Source organism: Pedobacter sp. HDW13, from assembly GCF_011303555.1.
Taxonomy (GTDB): domain Bacteria; phylum Bacteroidota; class Bacteroidia; order Sphingobacteriales; family Sphingobacteriaceae; genus Pedobacter.
This window is the reverse complement of record NZ_CP049868.1, coordinates 4,821,537-4,841,643: the sequence shown is the minus strand read 5'-3', so window position 1 is coordinate 4,841,643 and position 20,107 is coordinate 4,821,537. Positions and strand designations below refer to the sequence as shown.

11 protein-coding genes and 1 pseudogene are annotated in these 20,107 nt (G+C 39.4%); 7 read left to right on the top strand and 5 right to left on the bottom strand.

Translation table 11 applies throughout. From position 1 onward, the window contains the following. Nucleotides 1-59: 59 nt before the first annotated feature. A complete protein-coding gene (locus G7074_RS20375; RefSeq protein ID WP_166210995.1) occupies nucleotides 60-2,459 on the bottom strand; it encodes a TonB-dependent receptor domain-containing protein in 2,400 nt (799 codons plus the stop codon). Nucleotides 2,460-2,584: 125 nt separating this feature from the next. Between G7074_RS20375 and G7074_RS20370 the strand changes: the two are divergent. The 4 genes and pseudogenes from G7074_RS20370 (at nucleotide 2,585) to G7074_RS20355 (ending at nucleotide 8,342) form a co-directional block, all read left to right on the top strand. Next, nucleotides 2,585-5,007 (top strand): annotated as a pseudogene (locus G7074_RS20370) (TonB-dependent receptor domain-containing protein). A gap of 117 nt (nucleotides 5,008-5,124) precedes the next feature. After that, nucleotides 5,125-5,835 carry a hypothetical protein gene (locus G7074_RS20365; protein ID WP_124559315.1) on the top strand — a complete coding sequence of 237 codons (711 nt, stop codon included), beginning with the start codon at nucleotides 5,125-5,127 and terminating at the stop codon, nucleotides 5,833-5,835. 172 nt (nucleotides 5,836-6,007) lie between these two features. After that, nucleotides 6,008-7,942: an LTA synthase family protein gene (locus G7074_RS20360; RefSeq protein WP_166210992.1), complete on the top strand. Its 1,935-nt coding sequence runs from the start codon at nucleotides 6,008-6,010 to the stop codon at nucleotides 7,940-7,942. Between the two features lie 34 nt (nucleotides 7,943-7,976). Beyond that, a complete protein-coding gene (locus G7074_RS20355; protein WP_166210989.1) occupies nucleotides 7,977-8,342 on the top strand; it encodes a helix-turn-helix domain-containing protein in 366 nt (121 codons plus the stop codon). A 115-nt stretch (nucleotides 8,343-8,457) separates the two neighbouring features. Here the strand turns inward: G7074_RS20355 and G7074_RS20350 are convergent, their stop codons facing one another. After that, the gene (locus tag G7074_RS20350) at nucleotides 8,458-8,952 is read right to left on the bottom strand and encodes an SRPBCC domain-containing protein (RefSeq protein ID WP_124559317.1); all 495 of its coding nucleotides are present in this window, start codon (nucleotides 8,950-8,952) and stop codon (nucleotides 8,458-8,460) included. A gap of 160 nt (nucleotides 8,953-9,112) precedes the next feature. Here G7074_RS20350 and G7074_RS20345 point away from each other — a divergent pair, with 160 nt between their 5' ends. Beyond that, entirely contained in the window at nucleotides 9,113-10,093 is a 981-nt protein-coding gene (locus G7074_RS20345; protein WP_166210986.1) for a GlxA family transcriptional regulator, read from the top strand. Here G7074_RS20345 and G7074_RS20340 read toward each other — a convergent pair. Next, nucleotides 10,090-11,268, bottom strand: coding sequence for a glycoside hydrolase family 27 protein (locus G7074_RS20340; RefSeq protein WP_233603836.1), 1,179 nt, complete (start codon nucleotides 11,266-11,268; stop codon nucleotides 10,090-10,092). The genes G7074_RS20345 and G7074_RS20340 overlap by 4 nt on opposite strands. Nucleotides 11,269-11,435: 167 nt before the next feature. Here G7074_RS20340 and G7074_RS20335 point away from each other — a divergent pair, with 167 nt between their 5' ends. Together G7074_RS20335 and G7074_RS20330 are read left to right on the top strand one after the other, a co-directional pair. Continuing rightward, on the top strand, nucleotides 11,436-12,842 hold the full coding sequence (locus G7074_RS20335; RefSeq protein ID WP_166210983.1) for a sulfatase: 1,407 nt from the start codon (nucleotides 11,436-11,438) through the stop codon (nucleotides 12,840-12,842). Between the two features lie 118 nt (nucleotides 12,843-12,960). Beyond that, nucleotides 12,961-13,407, top strand: a complete 447-nt coding sequence (locus G7074_RS20330; RefSeq protein ID WP_124559320.1) for a VOC family protein — start codon at nucleotides 12,961-12,963, stop codon at nucleotides 13,405-13,407. 247 nt (nucleotides 13,408-13,654) lie between these two features. Here G7074_RS20330 and G7074_RS20325 read toward each other — a convergent pair whose 3' ends face one another. Together G7074_RS20325 and G7074_RS20320 are read right to left on the bottom strand one after the other, a co-directional pair. After that, nucleotides 13,655-14,341 carry a hypothetical protein gene (locus G7074_RS20325; RefSeq protein WP_166210980.1) on the bottom strand — a complete coding sequence of 229 codons (687 nt, stop codon included), beginning with the start codon at nucleotides 14,339-14,341 and terminating at the stop codon, nucleotides 13,655-13,657. Then, nucleotides 14,338-20,085 (bottom strand): IPT/TIG domain-containing protein, encoded by a 5,748-nt coding sequence (locus G7074_RS20320; protein ID WP_166210977.1) that lies wholly within the window; start codon nucleotides 20,083-20,085, stop codon nucleotides 14,338-14,340. Before G7074_RS20320 ends, G7074_RS20325 begins: the two co-directional genes overlap by 4 nt. Between the last annotated feature and the right edge of the window lie 22 nt (nucleotides 20,086-20,107).

The following is a 20,107-nucleotide window of genomic DNA, read 5'->3' as shown; positions in this document are numbered from 1 at the left end:
TCTGAAATAAACACTACAATAGTATTGGTCAATTCTGAAGAAAAACTGAAGCACGATACTTATTGGCTGTTATCGAACTGCAGGTCTTTCTTTTTCTTGATTATGCCAAAATTATAATTGAACCCCAGATAAAAAATCCTCGAATTACTCCGCTGATTAACCTGCTGTATTAAAAATTGCGATTGCAACTCAGCCACCTGCCTCTGCGATTTAAACAAATCGGAAACGGTAAGATAAACCGAACCTTTTTTCTTTAACACTTCTTCCCTTAAACCAATATTTAACACAAAACTGGGCAGGAATTTGCCCTGAGGTGTTAATCTTGCTGATTTATAAATAGAATTAAGCTGCATAGCCATTCCCCAAGGAAGCGTATAACTCCCATTAAAGTTTGCCGACCAGGTAACTGTTGATTTTTTACCTGAATAACCGAGGTTTGAAGCATCAATCTGATTGTAAAACACATTTGGAATTACATTAAAGCTTAACTTATCATTTGGATGAACAGTTAAAACAACATCGGCTCCGAAAGCTTTATCGCTACTTAGGTTTTGCTGGCGGGTAACCAAAACAGAATCATTTAATGGTGTTGTAATAGCGGTAAAACGGTTATAGGTATATCGGTAATAAACACCTGGTAATATGCTAAAATGATTGCTACTCCATTGGTAGCCCAGCTCCACGGAGTGAATAATTTCTGGAAGTAAAAACGGGTTTCCCACTCTTACATTTGTTGGATCTGCATATTCGGCAAACGGATTTAACTCATCAGCTTCAGGTCTTCTTACCCTGCGGCTATAATTTAACTGTAACTCTTTGTTATCGGTAAGTTTATAGGTAAAATGGATGGTGGGATAAAGCTTAAAATAATGATTTGGTATTACCTCGCCTGTAGTTATTAATTTAGAAGTGATATCAGAATATTCGCCTCTTAAGCCCAACATTGCACCAAGTTTTTTTACTTCTAAAGCATAAGTTCCATACAGTGCATGTACATTTTCGTGATAAATAAAACGGTTGGTTTTATTCAAATCTGTTAAAAATTTTTGCTGCTGGTTATTAAATGCTTCGCCATAAAAATCGAGATCTTCTTTATTGTACTGCCCGTCATAACCTGCTTCTATTTTACTGTGTGCTGTAACCGGGTTTTCATAAGTAATAGCTGCATGTTTCTGATCGGCAGTTTGCTTAATTAAAGTATTATCAAGCTGATCGGCCATATTGGGGTAACGGAATGAGTTGGTGTAATGATTATCCTCTACCTCTGGCGAATGCGAAAGATTAAACTCAAGCCTCAATTTATGATCACTCTTCTTAAAATTATGTTCGGCATATACTGTGGCATCCAGGTTCTTTTCCTGCTCAAAGTTTTCTCTTCGTCTGTCATAATCCTGTTCCAGTACAGTCGCCGCGCTAACCCTTTTACTTGTTACATCATGTTTATGCATGTTACGGAGATAAAAGTTACCCGATAAACCAATAGTGGTTTTGTTCGAAATATTATAATCGATCCCTAAACCTGCAACATTTGAAAACGGTCTGGCATTTTGAACGGCAAAATCATTATAATAACGAATGCCCCCGGTAAGCGGGTCGGTTTGTATGCGGTTATTGGCATTTGTTCTTTGACGGTAATCTTGTTTTAGGCTATAACTGCCATAAATATTAATCTTTCCCGGATTATAATTCACATTTGCGCTGGCATTATAGCGTTCGCCATTCCCAATATTGGCTATCACAGTTCCGTTAAGGCCTCTTTTAACATTTTTCTTTAACACAATATTAATTATACCACCCATTCCATCGGGTTTATATTTAGCTGATGGATTGGTAATTACTTCTATCCTCTCGATACTATTTGCGGGCAATTGCTGTAAAGCTGCTGCTGCATTTGCCCCCATTAGCGGTGAAACTTTTCCGTTAATAAGTATGGTTGCGGTAGAATTTCGCAAACTGATGTTTCCATCCACGTCTACCTGAACTAAAGGTACATTAGCCAATACTTCGCTTGCCGATCCTGATTTGGCCAAAATATCCTGGGATACATCATAAACTTTTCTATCGATTGTATTATTGTAAAGCGGCTTTTTAGAAACTACTGAAACCTCGTCAAGATTTTTTGCTCCGCCATCCAGCTTTATATCCTGTATTATTCTTCTGTTGGCAGGGCCAATTACAAATGTTGCTGTTTTCAGGTTTTGGTAACCAATAAAACTGGCTATAATAAAATAGGTACCATCTGGCACATTGCTTAACTTATAATTCCCTTTTGCATCTGTTACTTCTCTTTTTACAATAGCAGTATTACCCGGTTTCATTAAAACAACGTTTACAAATTCTACTGGTTGACTGGCAGATAGCGCTGTAATTTTCCCTGAAATTGTTCCGGTGCCTTGTGCATAAAGTAACTGGGGAATAAAGAATAGAGCAGCAACAAATAGGGTATAAATTTTAATCATTATATCAATTTTGCAGCATAGATACACTTCAAATCTGTCGGAAATTTGAAGATGAATAAAAAAACGGTGGTTCAGATTCTCTACAGAATTGCTTTCTAATTTGCCGGCGGAAAACTTAATCAATTATGAAAAACTATAAACGAATATTAAAGCTATTTTGCTTTTCTATATTCTTGCTGGCCGATGATATTTGCGCTCAGGAAAAATCTATAACTGTTTCGGGACAGGTAAAAGAGGCTAAAAATAAAAACACGCTTCCCTATACCAACATCGTTTTTAAAAAACCAAATGATGAAAAATTTCTTTTGGGTACGATTAGTGATAATGAGGGGAGATTTTCAATTAAAGATATCCCATCGGGTAATTATCACCTGTTAATTAGCATGATGGGTTATCAAACCATTAAAAAAGAAATCAGTATTGGTACGCTTAGCCCCTTTCTCGATTTGGGTATTTTTGAACTGGCTGAAGATGCACAAACCCTTCAAACCGTTAATATTCAAGGCTCTTCAAACGAAGGTTTGGGTAATAAACTGGATAAAAAAACCTACGACCTTTCCAAAAATACAAGTCAGCTGGGCGGATCGGTACTGCAGGCCATGCAAAACCTTCCAGGCATTACCATTCAGGACGGAAAAGTACAATTACGGGGAAATGATAAAATTGCAGTACTGATTGATGGTAAACAAAATGCAATTACTGGGTTTGGTAGCCAAACCGGCCTGGATAATATCCCGGCTTCGGCCATTGAACGTATCGAAATCATCAACAATCCTTCTTCAAAGTACGATGCCAATGGCAATGCAGGTATTATCAATATTATTTACAAGAAGAATAAGCAGGAAGGTTTTAACGGTAAACTGGGTATGAGTACTGGCTTGGGGGCATTATGGTTGCGTAAAGAAAACCTGCCTGGAATAAGCGCACAATACCAGGCTACACCAAAGTTTAACCCCTCGCTATCATTAAATTACCGCAAAAACAAATTAAACACCTTTTTGCAGGCCGATTATCTGTATACCCAAACCCTAAATAAAAACGAATTTTCGGAGCGAATTTATGATGATGGAACGATAATTAACCAACAGGTTAAACGCAACCGTACTACAACATTTACTACGGTAAAAAGCGGTTTCGATTATAATCCTAATGAACGTAATAGTTTTACCTTATCTGGCTTTTTTAACCGCGAAAAAATTGGTGATCTGGGTGATATCCCCTACTTCAACAGTGATTTTACAGTAAGAAACCGGCTTTGGCAGTTTGTAGAAGACGAAGTAAAATATACCGCTACCGGCACTGCCTTGTATCAGCATAAATTTGCGCAACCTGGCCATACTTTAAGTGCAGGCTTTAACTATACCTGGCACAGGGAGGATGAAAAATATTTCTTCACCAATATCATGCCCACCTTTACTGGCATGGATGCTTTTAAGCTGCTCTCTGATGAGCATGTTGCCGATTTTAATCTCGACTATGTCCGCCCGTTAAAACATGGGCGAATAGAAGCGGGAATTAAATACCGTAACCGCTTTATCCCAACCAGTATGCAGTTTTATCCGGGTTTAAACTCTCCAATAGATGTAAATGCAGGTGGCTGGGCTGATTATAGCGAAAACATACCGGCAATATATGGCAACTATGTTTACGAGAACAACAAAATTGAACTGGAAGCTGGTATTAGGATGGAATATGTACGTGTTGATTATAAGGTAAATCCAAACCACAATACCTACAAGAGCGATAGCTATGAGTATTTCAGGCCTTTCCCAAATGTTCGCTTTGCTTACAAAATAAACGAGACAAACAAATTAAGTGCTTTTTATAACCAACGGGTAGACCGGCCTAATGAAGTTGACATTAGGATATTCCCGAAATATGATGAGCCAGAACTGTTAAAAGTAGGTAACCCTACCCTTAGGCCACAATTTACGCATGCCATAGAGCTGGGCTATAAAAACAGTTGGGATAAGGGCTATTTTTATGCTTCAGCCTTCCATAAAATTGTTAATGGAACCATAACCCGCATTGCTACCATTGTTCCGGGCAATGCCATTATTTACAATATCTTCCAAAATGCAGGCAAAAGTTTTAATTCGGGTGCCGAGTTACTTTTACAGCAGGAACTCGCTCCATGGTTTTCATTTAACGTCAGCACTACCGTGTATCAAAATAAAATTAATGCCTTCACGGTAGCCAATCAATATCCGGTACCCACAATATATAGCATGCCCGGCCAATCTATCGTATCAGGCAATGCTAAGTTTAACGGACAGTTTAAATTACCCGCCAAAACAGACATTCAATTGTCTATGGCTTATTTAGCCCCGATATTATTCCCCAGGGAAAAATCGGAAGCCGTTTTTCAACTGATCTGGGAATTAAAAAACAGATTCAAAATGGCAAAGGCGAACTCTTTTTAAACGGAAACGACATTTTTAACGCCTTAAAAATTAAGAAAAACATTACTGGTAACGGTTTCAGGTTTAACAGTACTGATTTTTATGAAACGCAGATTTTTAGAGTGGGGTACAGCTACAAGTTCTAAATACCGGGTTTAAAGCATAAAAAACGACACTTTCAACACAACTTCAGAATTGCTACAGAATTGGAACTTACATTTAAGATTGATGATAAATTAAACCTGATATCCTTAAAATCAATCATGATGACTAAACTTTACCACCTTACAAGTGCACTACTGGTTGTAGTGCTTTTTATGGGCTGTACCAAAAAAGAGGTAGCAGCTGACACTAAATTGAGCTATAGTTTTAGTGCGACCAATTTAAATGCATCATTAAGTAGCAATGCAAGTGCCAGTGGTGCTGTGGTAGCTGCCGGCACAAATGGGAGTATAAACTGGGCAACAGCAAGTATTAATGTAGCCAAAATCGAATTCAGTGCAACTAAATCAGGTAGCGGGGCAATAAATCTCGAAACTAAAAACCTGTATCTGGTAAATGCTTTAAAACCCGATTCTTTATCCGGCACTGTTGCCATAGCATCGGGTGTTTATGAAAAAAATCAATTTAGCCTAACCTTAACCAGTTCGGTAACTAACCCACCCCTGTTGCTAACCGGAACATATATAGAAGCTTCGGGAACAAAAATTCCGGTAAGGTTCGAAATGAACCAGTCGCAATTGATTAAACTCGAAGCACAGCGGGTAGAAGTTACTGCCGGAACCTACCTGGCCAGGGTTACTGTACAGCTAAATGCATTAGTAACCGGATTAACTGCAAGCGATTTTGGTCAAACCACACGCACAGGCACCAACAACATGATAATTATATCAACCACTATAAATAAAGCCTTATATGAAAAATTAACTGCACGTTTTACATCAACACTGAGTGTTAATTTTTCGAAGCAATAGTCAGGCATTGGCGTTAATTAAATATTAATGAATTGTTAAACTAAATCATTAATCCTATTTTCGCCTTGCTAACCAAACATTCAGAATTCCTTCAGAATTGAAACTTACCTTCGCCCTTTGCAAAAAATAATGCCAGGCAGGTAAGTTTTAACTGTTGGAATTGTCCCCAATTATGAGTATTAAAGAAAAAACAAGTAAACTATTAGAAAACAGGTTTGGTCCTGTTTTTCTGGCTACCCTGTTATTGTGTAGCATTTCGTTATTAACCCGCATTACGCTATTAATTTATAGCGCGGCTTCTTTCGACTGGTCTGTTTTAAACCTTATAAAGGTTTTGCTAATCGGTTTGTTTTACGATCTGGCCGCAGCATCTTTTGCCATTATACCGCTGGTTATTTATTTGTGGCTTTTCCCGGCAAAAGCCTATACCAGCAAAACCAGCAGGGTATTACTGTTTATATATTTTTTCGTTGTTGTTTTAACACTCATTTTCAATGCCGTTTCCGAATGTTTTTTTTGGGAAGAATTTTCTGTACGTTATAACTTTATTGCTGTAGATTATCTGGTGTATACCACAGAGGTGATTGGGAATATACGCCAATCGTACCCCATTAATACCATTTTAACAGCACTGATTATTTTAACCGCAGGCATAGTTTACCTGTTAAGAAAGCTGATTACAGTATCTACCTACCAACAAACACGCTTTAGCAAAAGAACCAAAACTGCAGTCATTTTGCTTTGTGTGCCCATTTTCACTTATTTCTGTGTAAGCCACAAATGGAAAAACAACAGCAGCAACCAATATGTAAACGAACTCTCGGGCAATGGTATGTACGAATTCGGTTATGCTTTTTGGCATAATCAGCTCGATTACGATACCTTTTACAAAACGCTGCCGATTAAAAGTGCCGCAAATATTTTACAGCATTTACTCCAAGCAGACTCGGCTAGCAGAACCGACATTGGTACCTCCAGAACGATAAACAACGGCGGAACTGAAAACAGAATGAATGTGGTGCTGATTAGTGTAGAGAGTTTAAGTGCGGAATTTTTAGGCACCTTCGGTAATACACAAAACATTACACCTCAGTTAGATTCGCTGGCTAAAGAGGGTTTACTGTTTAGCAATTTATATGCATCGGGTACGAGAACCGTGCGTGGATTGGAAGCACTTTCACTTTGTATCCCTCCTACTCCAGGCCAATCCATAGTGAAACGTCCTGATAATAAAAACCTTTTTACTTTAGGCAATGTATTCCGCTCTAAAGGCTACAACAGCCGCTTTATATATGGTGGTTATGGTTATTTCGATAACATGAACGAATTCTTTTCGAACAATGGTTATGAGGTAACTGACAGAAGTGCCTTGCAGGATTCGGAAATCCATTATTCTAATATATGGGGAGTGGCAGACGAAGATCTGTTTACGCTTTCATTGCGCGAGTTGGATAAAGATTATAAAAACAATAAACCGTTTTTCGCTCAAATTATGACGGTTTCTAACCACCGCCCCTACACTTATCCTGAAGGCAGAATAGATATCCCATCGCACACAGGAAGAGAAGGTGCTGTAAAATATACCGACTATGCCATTGGCAAATTTATACGCGAAGCCAAACAAAAGCCCTGGTTTGCAAATACCTTATTTATTATTGTAGCCGATCATTGTGCATCAAGTGCTGGTAAAGTAGAATTACCAGTTGATAAATACCACATCCCGATGATTTTTTATAGTCCGGGACACATTGCACCGGGTAAATTCGAAAAACTTACTGCACAGATTGATATTGGCCCAACCATTTTAGGCTATTTAAATTTCAGCTACGACAGCAAATTTTTCGGCCAGGATGTATTTAAAATGAAAGATTCGGATGAAAGGGCATTTATTAGTACCTACCAAAGTTTAGGTTACATTAAAAACAAGCAACTGGTTGTGCTCGATCCTAATAAAAAAGCAAATACCTATCAGCCCGATTTCAAAACAGGAAACGCAGAAAAACGCCCAGCAGATCAAAAACTGATTAATGAAGCCATTGCCAATTATCAAATGGCCTCCTATCTGTATCAAAATGGATTATACGGTTTTGATGTTAAACGGAAGTAGGTGGCTTAGTAGTTAACAACAAAAAAAACAACCCATGGGTATAAATATTGGATTACTGATCTGGAAAGAGATGAAAGTTAAAGGAATGAGCAGGGAACAGCTTGCTGATGAGGTACAGATTAGTAAGCACCGTGTGGGTACAATACTGAAATCGACTTCAATAGACACAGACCTCCTTACCCGAATTTCTATAGCTCTTGACGTTAACTTTTTCGAGTATTTCCGCAGAGATGAAGACCTGGCTAAGATAGAAATAGACTCTGGGACAAAGCATAATCAGGAAATCATTGATTTAAAATGCCTAAACGGCGATAAAAACAAGCTCCTGGAGCTTTACGAGGAAACCATTAAAAGCCAGAAAAAGATTATTGCTTCGTTAGAAAATCTAACTAAAACTTAACGGTAAAGAATTTGTCCAAGGGCTAGCCTCAAACAGTGTTAAGGCAGCCCCTTCGACAAACTCAGGATGGCAATTCTATATTTATAGCGTTACCGCTCAATCGCGGCCTTTTTAATCAGGCCTCCAGTTGCCATTTTTTAGCCAGTTCGGTATTGTAACCATCACCTTCTTTCGGGTTTGGCTGTCCCTTGCCTGTTGTAATGAGCTGGTATAAACTTCCTTTAATGTAATTGGTCCAGGCTTCTCGGCAAATTTCGAAACATTCGTATTGCGGCACCAGTCCCTCATGGGTAAAAGTTACAACAGTTTTGTTGTCTGCTGTCGAAATATCGAAAACAAGTTTAGTACCGATCCATTCACTTTTATCATCAATAAAATTAAAGTAGTTATCGAGCACCTGCCATACTACTTTTTGATCCGCAACCAGTTCTATCAGTTTCGCCTTACAATAGTGCACATCGCGGTAGTGGTAAATAAATTCGGCATTTAGCGCTGCTGTGTTACCTTCTATATCTTCCGACCACCAACCACGTACATTGGTAATGGCGTTAATTACTTCTTTTGGGCTTTGATCTACCTCAATGGCAGCTGTAAAATTTTGTTTTTCCATGGTATTGATATGGTTTAAATTTTAAATATGAATTAGTATATACCAAAGTTAACCCGATTAATGCTTTTATGTACGGTGTAAAACAGACATTGTAACGGGTTGATTTGGACAAGCTTAATCCTTATCTTTATATCAACATCAAATATCTTACCTACCTCAAATGAAACACATTACCATACTGGTTCCCGATGGACCGAACAACCTGAGCAGCATTATCGGCTCTTATAAAATACTTAGCAGGGCAAACGCATATTGGCAGGAAAACGGTCATGAAGCATTGTTTAAAATTGAACTGGCAGGCATTTCGGATGAAGTAAACTATTACGATGGTTTATTTAGCGTTAAACCACACCGGCATATATCATCAATTAGTCGTACCAATCTGGTAATTATCCCATCATTAAACCACAATTACGAAAAAGCAATTGAAGGAAACCAGGTGTTAACCAACTGGATTTTAAAACAATACCAGCAGGGCGCCGAAATTGCCAGCATGTGTACCGGCGCGTTCCTTTTGGCTGCTACCGGTTTATTAGATGGTAAGAGCTGTTCTACTCATTGGGTAGTTGCCGATAATTTCAGGAACAAATTTCCGAAAGTACATTTAAAAACAGACCAGTTGATTACGGATGAAAACGGGATATATACCAACGGTGGTGCTTATTCTTTTCTAAACCTGCTGCTGTACCTGATTGAAAAGAATTTCGACCGGCAAACCGCTATTTACTGCGCCAAAGTTTTCCAAATCGAAATGGATAGACATAGCCAATCGTCGTTTATTATTTTTAAGGGGCAAAAGCTGCACAGCGATGAAATGGTAAAAGAAGCACAATGCTACCTGGAGAACAACCTGAACCAAAAAATCGCTGTGGAAGATTTATCTGCCCGTTTTGCAGTAGGCAGAAGAAATTTCGACAGGAGGTTTATCAAAGCCACAGGTAACACGCCTATTGAATATTTACAACGGGCCAAAATAGAATCGGCCAAAAGGGCTTTCGAAACCAGCCGAAAAAGCATTAACGAGGTGATGTACGAAGTAGGCTATGCTGATGCAAAAGCTTTCCGTGAGGTATTTAGAAAAATAACCGGAATATCGCCTCTGGAATACAGAAACAGGTACAATAAAGATTTACAGAGTTAAGACTTTACTTTAAGCACCACTACCCCATGCGCGGGAATAGAAAATGTTTTTTGTTTTTTCAGGCTTCCCAAATCCGTATGCTGCCAAAGGTCTCTTAACCGGCTGCGACTATTTATACCCAAACTTTTGGCATCAAGATTAAATTCGGTTGTTTGATTACCACGGTTCATGATGGCAATGACTTTATCGCCCGTTCCCAATGGTTTTAGCCAAACCTCCATATCACCAGTTTTCAAAACCCTGCTGGCCTGCTTAAAACCTTTATCCTGGTTTAAGGCTATGATTTCCTTGTTGGTTAGTATTTCGATGGTTTGTTTTGACATTGAGCGCAAATCATTTCCGGCCAGTAAAGGTGAATTAAGCATGCACCACATCGAAAAATGCGTTTTATCTTCTTCGTAACTCATACCCCTGCCTACCTGCAGCATATCCATATCGTTATAATGGCCAGCTGAAGCGTATGGATGTAAATCGGCATTGAGGTCGATAATTTTAAGGATTGAAGCGAAGCTTGCACTAATATCGCCCGATATCCGCCACGAATCGGCCTCGGTTATGGCCCACTTTCCAGGAAACTGCCAGCGGCAAACATTAAAAACAATATTTTTATCGATGGCTTTAACTGCACGGATAATTTTGGAGTACTCGGTTTGCTCATCCAGTTTCATTTTCTCGCCCCCACACCAGTCTACCTTTAAAAAATTAAAGTTCCATTCTTTAAAAAACAGGTTACAATCTTCATCCAGGTGCGAATAAATTCCCACTCCAATTCCTTTTTGATCGTTATCCCAGATAGACCCGCAGGTATTTAAACCAGCATCTGTATAAATACCGGCTTTGAGCTTTTTACTGTGAATATAATCGGTTAGCAATCTCATTCCGGAAGGGAATTTTTGCTGGTCTACAAAGAGCTTGCCCGAGGCATCTCTCCCGCCAAAAAAGCCATCGTCGATATTAATAAAGCGGTAACCCGCATCGTACAATCCCGACGATATCATGGCATCAGCTTGCTCCCTGATCATCTTTTCATCAATTTTAACCCTGAAATTGTTCCAGCTGCTCCAGCCCATTATCGGTGCTTTAGCCTCCTGGGCATGCAAAGCTGGGTAAAAACCCAATAAACAAGCCGTTATTAAAAAACTAATCTTTTTAAGTGCAGGATTAAAATTCATCATTAAAATACAGGTTAGGATGTCACATTTTAGATAACAATCAAAGATATAAATACCGTACTGTCTATCAAGCCTCCATTATATTGTTTTATTTACTTTATTTGCAATTAACCAACAGCCCAGGGCAAAAAAATGCCAATGGAAACTTTAACCAGCTATAAACATCCTAAATGAAAAAGCGCTTAAATGCAATACTCTATTTTTTTGTGTTTGTTCCCTGCTTAACCATAGCCCAACAAAAACCCAACATTATATTCATTAATATGGATGATATGGGATGGCGTGATGCAGGCTTTATGGGGTCGAAATTTTACGAAACTCCTGTAATGGATAAATTGGCAACACAAGGTATGGTTTTTACCAATGGCTACGCGTCGGCATCTAATTGCGCGCCCAGTAGAGCGAGTATGCTTAGCGGTTTATGGCAAACCCGCCATGGCATTTATACCGTAGGTAGTTCTGAGCGTGGCGATAGCAAAAACCGTAAGCTGGTGCCTGTAAAAAATATAGAGGTGCTTAATGCCGGTTTCAAAATTTTTCCGCAGCTGTTAAAAGAAAATGGATATAATACCTGTATAGCCGGCAAATGGCACATGAGCGACAATCCCCTAACCTACGGTTTCGATGTAAACATTGGCGGATCGCATGCCGGAAGTCCGAAAAGCTATTACCCGCCTTACGGCAATGTAAAAATTGATGGACCAAATAACCAATACCTAACCGATTTAATTACCGATAAAGCCATCGATTATATTAAAAACCAAAAAGCCAGCAAGCCTTTCTTTTTATATTATGCATCATATGGCGTGCATAGCCCCATCCAAAAGGTAGATAGTTTAATGCATAAATTTAAAGACAAACCAGCCGACGATGGCCAACGTAACCAGGCCTATGCCACTATGCTGAATAACGAAGACCGTAATATTGGCCGGTTAATCCAAACGCTCGAAGCGCAGGGAATGATGCAAAACACCCTTATAATTTTCACCTCAGATAATGGCGGTTTTAACCAGGTTACCTGGCAGCATCCTTTAAGGGCCGGTAAAGGCAGTTATTTTGAAGGTGGTACACGTGTTCCGCTGGTATTTGTGTGGAAGGGTAAAATTAAAGCTGGTACTACCAGCGATATTCCGGTAACCAACCTTGATCTTTATCCAACACTGATGCAGGTAGCCAATATAAAAGCGTACCCTAAAGTGGATGGCAATAGCATTTACAATTACCTGCTAACGCAAAAACCTGAAAAAGTAATTACTGAGCGCCCGTTATACTGGTATTTCCCTATTTATTTAGAAGGTGGAAATGCTGAAACGAACGATAATATATTCAGAACGCGCCCTGGCGAAACGATACGTAAAGGCGATTGGAAACTGCACCATTATTTTGAAGATGATACAGTGCAGCTTTATAACCTGAAAAACGATATCGGCGAAAAACACAATGTAGCCAAACAAAACCCCAAAATAGTGGAAGCATTACTTGCCCTGTTAAAAAACTGGGTACAAAAGGTGCATGCACCAGCTGTAACAACCTTAAACAAAGATTATATTCCATTGAACGCAAAACAAAATAAATAAAAGCCAAAACCTTCATACTTCAAACAAGATTTAATGCAGTGTAAACCATCTTAAACAGATGCCATCTGTTTTCTGATATTTCACTTCAATTGCTATATTTAGTAAAAAAACAAATCACATGGAAGAGCAACAAAAACAAGCAGAAAACTCAATCATACCTAAAGTAACGGGCATTGGCGGCATATTCTTTTTTTCACATAACCCCAAAGATACCAAAGCCTGGTATGCTAAAAACCTGGGCTTCGATGTTAACGAATGGGGCTCGGTAAGTTTTGATTCGAGAAATGTGCATAGGCCTGAAGAAATTAACTCGTTACAATGGAGTCCGTTCAAAAATGGTGATGAATACTTTGCCCCTTCCAAAAAAGATTTCATGATCAATTACCTGGTTCAGAACATTGAGGGGCTGGTAACCCAACTGAAAGAAAACGGTGTAACAGTGCTGGATGATATTGCAACCTACGATTTCGGAAAGTTTGTACACATTATGGATGCCGAAGGCAATAAAATTGAACTTTGGGAACCGGCTGATAATAGTCAGCAAGCAAACGAGATTAAAGGGTAATAAATCAGTAGTTAATGAAAATATTCCCAGACAAAAGACTTGAAATCAGGCAGATTTACTGTTATCTTGAGACGTTGAATGCGCTCGGCAATAGATTTATCGACAAACATTTATCCAAACTTCTGCTAGAATAAAAGCGAAGTGAGAATAATTATAACTATTCATACTTCGCTTCAGTTAATGTTTTCGATTTCACCTTCGATGAACCAAATTAGACATTTTCAGCAGATTGTATCAGTACCGTATCCTAATTTGTCTTAAATTGAAATATTCCAGAATCTGAGGTATTGCCTGCTGCATCTTTCGTAATCACTTTCCAATAATAAGTTGTACCCGATGTTACTGCAATACCATTCAGAAATTTATCCGTAATACCGGCTTTATAAGATGCCGGTGTACTGCTTGTACCAAAATAAACGTCGTAGCCCAAAATGTCATTATCCGGATCGTTTGCTGTCCAGGCTAGATTAACCGTACCGGATGCAGCACCTTGCCCAAAAACGCAAGAAAGATTGTCGGCCGGAAACGGAGGATGAGAGACCGAGCCTATGCCTGCGTTATAAAACTTCCATACCTCACTCTTAGCTGTTGTTGATAATGAATTAGATTTTGACAAGACATACCACGAATAAGGTGTATCCCGATCAAGGTTTACCGACAACTGATTAGTAGAGCTGGTTAATGTTGTGACAGCATTAGTAAGCAGGTTTTTAATGTTTAACTCATAATTGTTAGTATTGCCTCCACTATTCCAGGTAAAGGTTACAGTACTTTTAGTTGTTGAGATAACAGTCCCTGCTGTACATACTGAATTTTGAGCAGGAAAAGTAAGCAAAGCAGGTTGCGGATCAGCGGTAATATCTGTACTGTCATTTTTACCACAACTCGTAAATAAGGCAGTAGTTATTAATAGAATGGTGATGTACTTTCTCATAATTTCACAACTTTAAGTATTTTTTCAGTCTGACCAGTTTTTAATTTAAGAATATAAACTCCTGGAGTAAGATCCTGGGGCTCTATCTGCACCGTACCAGAAGTATTGGCAAATTGTTTGCTGTATACCTTTTCACCCGTAATTTTAAACAATCCTACGGTTGCCACAGAAACCTCCTCATTGCCCAGATTTACATTTAGTGTTGATGTAAACGGATTTGGAAAAGCAAGAATACCTGTTGACAGATCGAAACGTTTTTGATAAATGCCCTGGCACGATTTATCTGTGGCAACAGTTAAATCGTTTACGCCATTTTTCAGGTTTAATGTCATATTACCTGCTGTAGTTGTGGTGGTTACCCCATTCAGCGTAACGTAATATTTGCTAGCACCATCCAATGTAAGGTTTAAGCTTTGCGCGGCATTATTAATGGCCGCATATACCGCCAGACTTTTAGGTTCTGTTATTACTACAGTAAAACATTGCTGGTAGCTATTCTGACCGGCAATGGTAAAGCAAACATTGTAAGTACCTGCTCCCAGATTGTTAATACTGGTTGTATTGGTAAACGGATAGGTTCCATTTAAATTACCACCAGTTATTGTCGCCGTATAATTTAATGGCTGTGCGGCGCTAATGGTAATAGTACCATTTGCCAATCCATAACAAGTGGTGCTATTGGCTGTTACTGTAAAGTTAGAAGCTGGCAGTGCAAACATTGTAGTAATTACAGTAGCTGCTGATGTTCTACTTACTCCATTAAGTGTTACAATAACAGTATATGCTCCGCTTTGGCTGGCTGTATAAGTACCAGATGTTGCCCCGGCAATGTTAACTCCATCTTTTAACCATTGATAGGTATACCCCACTTCCGAATTTGCCGTTAATAATACACTGCCTCCGGGATAAAATGTAAGCGGCCCTGAAGCAGTAATTGTGGGTGTGGGTAAAACGGTAATAACATCGGTAAAAGTTGAAGTACCAGCTATATTAGTTACCGATAAAGTTCCACTTGATGCCAAAAAGTTTGCTTCTATCTGTGTATCAGACTTAATAATAAACGACACTGCAGATACCCCTGTGATAGCGACATTTGTAGTTTTAGTAAAGTTTTTACCAGATATTAATAATTGGCCCGTACCATCTGTTGCAGTTACTACAGATGTAATAATCGGAGGGCTTAAAAAAATGAAACCAGGAAACGAATTTTGGCCACTCGGAGTTTGGACTGTTATACTACCGCTCTCGCCATCTCCAACAATTGCAATAATAGTTTGAGGAGAAACTACCCTAAATGATTTTGCCACCTTGGCACCAAAATTCACAACCGATGTTTGGTCAAAATATTTACCTGTAATATAAACAGTTGAGTCTTTTGCTGCAATAAGCGGTGATACCGAGGTAATTTGTGGCGCTGGTATAATACCATTATTATAGATCGCTATTTTGCTGTTTACAGGATCCAAAACTATAATATCATTCCTCCCATCGCCATCAATATCACTTACTTGATAATTATTAAAATTATCATTAGCACCCGAAAGCAGTAAAACAGGTGCTTCAAACTGAATAGTACCAACACCAGATAAATTGCGGGAATAGGAAATAGTAGAGTTTACACCTCCCATTAAATCTATCTTGCCGTCTCCATCAACGTCAGCCAAACCATTTCGATATATTAATCCCTTATTTGAAAATGCCTGTGGTGCCTGGAGCGATGCGGTAGTGATCGTTCCCTTCGTTGCTATATTCCTTGATACCAGAAATAAATTGCTCGCATTATATCCATAATCATTTTCTAGTACATCTGCTTTGTTATCCCCGTCAAAATCGGCAGATAGTAAAGTTGATGAATAATAACTCGAATGTGTGATATACGTAGTTGGAAATAGTTGAGGGTTTAAACTACCAGGCACCGCACGATTATTAAATATTGTAAATCCATTATAAGAACTTCCATAAATTGGATCGGGCATATTGTCACCATCAATATCTGTTAAGGTAAATGAAATATTGCTGCTGGAGGAGGTGTTTTGAAAGTATCCTGCTGTTCCAAATGAGACTTTAGATGCATTTGAAGTATTAAGATAATAAGCTCCACCTGTACCCGAAATTAAATCCGGTCTGCCATCCATGTCTATGTCTCTAAGAAACATACCCGAATATGAGCTATTTAACGACTCAAATGCAGTTGTGCTAAAAGACACATTACCCAATGTTGATGTATTACGTAAAAAAACAATACTGAGCCCCGTACCGAATAAAATATCGGGGCTTCCATCTCCATCTATATCATCCACTACCATATTTATAACTTGTTTACCAATCACCAAATTAATCTTTTGCGTGAATGATGATTTTGACAATACTTTATCTCTTCCATGTAAAAGGATGTATAAAGAGTCGCTTTTGGCAACCAAAAAATCAGGGGTTCCATCTCCATCAAAATCTTTGATGGCTATTGAAGAAACTGCTGAGTCGAAATTTATATCATGCTTGTTCGAATAGCCTGAAAAAGTTGCTGTTGTAGTTACCATAAACGGTAAATTGGAATAGCCGGTTAGCCCCTTATCTATATTGGTTACTGTAACTAGGTTATTTGCGCCTGCTGGTACGACTATCTCTAACTTCGTTTTGGTTGCATTCGTAACCTGCGCTCGAACGGGGCCAAAATAAACTACATTTTTTTCAGGTATGGGATTAAAGTTATCTCCAATTATACTTAATGCCGTTCCAATCGGACCAGATGCTCGCGAAAATGAGAGTACCAGCGGTGGCTTGTTATATAAAAATCCGGCTATTGTTCCAGATCCACCATCCCCGGTAACACTAATCGATCCGGTTTCGCCTAAACCTGGTACTGCTTGAATACTCGTTGGCGAATTTACCGTAAATGAACTTGCCTCCACACTCCCAAATTTCACACTGGTAACATTTGTAAAATTAGTTCCCATAATACTAACAACCGCTGAAGATCCTTCCCCAGTGGTTGTAAACGATGTGATTACCGGGGCAGGTAAAAAGACGAAACCCTGAAAAGAAGCCGTTCCGCCGGGATTTGTTACCGTAATGGTTCCACTTGAAGCATTTACTGGTGATACTTTAATTTGAGTTGGAGATAACACAGTAAACGCAACAACAGATGATCCAAATTTAACTTGTGTTGTCCCCGTAAAATTATTCCCCGTTATCGTAACAGGGGTTTGTCCGTTCGCAGTTAACGGGCTTACACTGGTAATGTTTGGCTGAGGATACCAGGTAAAACCATCAATTTCTGTATTGCCTGCGTTTGTTGTTAGAGAGATTTTGCCACTGGCTCCGGCATTTACCGTTACTATTACTACATTATTGGTTACGCTGGTAACTGTAGCAGCAATACCTCCTATCGTTACTGCCGATGTTGTGAGCAGATTGGAACCATTTATAGAAACTGATGTACCTGAACCTCCTGATGAAGGTGTAAATGAATATATTACCGGCGGAGGCAAGAATGTAAAACCAGCTATATTTGCCATTCCACTGGGACCAGAAATATTTACACTTCCACTGTTACCGGTACCAACTGTAGCCGTTATAATAGTTGGAGAAACAACTGAAAAAGATGTTGCGTTAACACCGCCAAAGTTTACTGATTGTATGCCTATAAAATTGTTACCGGTAATGGTAACGGTCTGTCCGGCGGCAGCTACTACAGGGCTTATGCTCTGGATAACCGGCGAAGAATAAATGAACCCGTCTATGGAAGCGGTACCACTGATTGTAATCACACTAATACTGCCACTAACAACGGCATTATTTATGTAAACAATAATTGAGGTAGATGAAAATGTAGAATACGAAACTGAAACACCTCCAATTTTAACTCCGGTAACACCAATAAAATTTGTTCCGGTAATGGTTACCTGCCCACCACTTTGCTGTGCTGCAGGAGAGAATGCAGTAACTGTAGGTGGTTGAGCCCAAACAAAGCCTGGTTTACTATCCTTACCAAATGGGGTTACCACCACTACATCTCCTGATGCTGATGCAGCGGGAATAGCACTTATCGAGGTTGGTGACAATACTGTAAAGGATGTGGCTGGTACTCCTCCAAAGCTCACAGCGGTAGCATTTGTAAAGTTATTACCTGCGATAGTTACCGGTGATGTCGATAGTGTACCAGCATACACTGGATTAAAAAAAGAGATGGATGGCCCTGGGTGGGTAAATCCAAATGTAGAAGTTCGCCCTAAAGGTGTTACTACCGTTACACTTCCTGATTTTCCTAAACCAACAACAGCCGTAATTTGAGTAGGCGAATTCACAATGAATGATGTGGCAGAAACACCCCCAAAATAAACGTCGGAAGCATTTGTAAAGTTATTGCCGGTAATGACTACCGTTTGGCCAGCACCTGCACTTGTTGGTGTAAATGAAGTAATAACTGGCCCAGAATAACTAAAACCGGGCAAACTGGCATTCCCTCCAGGTGAGATAACACCAATTGAACCACTTGCCCCTGCCCCAACAGTAGCCTGGATTGCAGTAGGTGATAGAATGGTAAAAATCGAACTAATGCCTCCAATTGTCACAGTTCCTACGTCTGTTAAATCTGTACCAGTAATCGTAACAATATCTCCACTAGCAGCAGTTGTTGGGCTAAAAGAGGTAATAGTTGGAGCAGGCACCCAGATAAATCCTGCCAGCAATGCCGTTCCATAAGTATTTGTTACGGTTACATTACCCGATGACGCGCCATTGCCAACATAAGCCAATATCTGATTATTGCTATTATAACCAATCTGAGCAGGTACGCCCCCTATGCTTACCTGCGAATTACTTAAATTGGATCCAATGATTGTAATTCCACTATTTAACCCGCCTTTAAGCGGGTATACCTGAGTAATAGCCGGAGGTAAAATATAGTTAAAACTACTATATGTGGCTTTTCCTCCAGGCGTAGTTACGGTAATGCCATTGCCTGATCCAGCTGCAACTACAGCCTTAATAGTTGTTGGCGAAACCACTGTAAACGAACTTGCTGCGGTGTTTCCAAAACTTACATTGGTTGCATTACTAAGATCATTTCCGGTTATGGTAATAACATCACCTGTTCCGCCACTATAAGGAGATATAGTACTAATATTTGGAGCAGGGATATAGGTAAAGCCAGGAAAATTTGCCGTTCCACTAGGGGCATAAACAGACACCGCTCCACTACCACCATAATTGCCCACTACTGCATTTATTTCTGTTGGTGAAATGATGGTAAAGGAAGCATAATAGCCTCCAAAATTAACCTGAGTTACGCCATTAAAGTTAGTACCTGTAATCTTTATAACGTTACCGGCTGCTCCGCTAAGCGAAGAAATAGCTGTAATGGTAGGCGGAGGTATAAAGGTAAACCCCGATAAGGTGGCTGTACCATAAGGATTTGTTACCGTAACATCTCCTGATAAGGAACTACCAGCAGCAACATTTGCATAAAGGCTGGTTGGTGATCCCAAACTAAAACTAGCTGCAGGTTTTCCGCCGATGGTTACAGCAGTAGTACCTGTAAAATAACTTCCGGTAATAGTAACACCTTGCCCTGTGTATGCTGATGTTGGCGAAAACGATGTAATTACAGGTGGCTCTGTAGAAACAGCAACTGTAAGATTTAAATTATAAGTGCTTATTCCGGATTCATTTGATGCAGCAATTTTATAATTGGTGGCGGCAGAAACTGCCTTTGGTGTACCAACAATAGTACCATCTGTACTCAAGGAGAGCCCGGCAGGTAGCGTT

Coding starts and splice junctions, on each gene's coding strand:
- G7074_RS20350 (WP_124559317.1), bottom strand. CDS start 8,952: ATGGAAAAACAAAATTTTACAGCTGCCATTGAGGTAGATCAAAGCCCA.
- G7074_RS20355 (WP_166210989.1), top strand. CDS start 7,977: ATGGGTATAAATATTGGATTACTGATCTGGAAAGAGATGAAAGTTAAA.
- G7074_RS20345 (WP_166210986.1), top strand. CDS start 9,113: ATGAAACACATTACCATACTGGTTCCCGATGGACCGAACAACCTGAGC.
- G7074_RS20365 (WP_124559315.1), top strand. CDS start 5,125: ATGATGACTAAACTTTACCACCTTACAAGTGCACTACTGGTTGTAGTG.
- G7074_RS20360 (WP_166210992.1), top strand. CDS start 6,008: ATGAGTATTAAAGAAAAAACAAGTAAACTATTAGAAAACAGGTTTGGT.
- G7074_RS20335 (WP_166210983.1), top strand. CDS start 11,436: ATGAAAAAGCGCTTAAATGCAATACTCTATTTTTTTGTGTTTGTTCCC.
- G7074_RS20330 (WP_124559320.1), top strand. CDS start 12,961: ATGGAAGAGCAACAAAAACAAGCAGAAAACTCAATCATACCTAAAGTA.
- G7074_RS20375 (WP_166210995.1), bottom strand. CDS start 2,459: ATGATTAAAATTTATACCCTATTTGTTGCTGCTCTATTCTTTATTCCC.
- G7074_RS20325 (WP_166210980.1), bottom strand. CDS start 14,341: ATGAGAAAGTACATCACCATTCTATTAATAACTACTGCCTTATTTACG.
- G7074_RS20340 (WP_233603836.1), bottom strand. CDS start 11,268: ATGATGAATTTTAATCCTGCACTTAAAAAGATTAGTTTTTTAATAACG.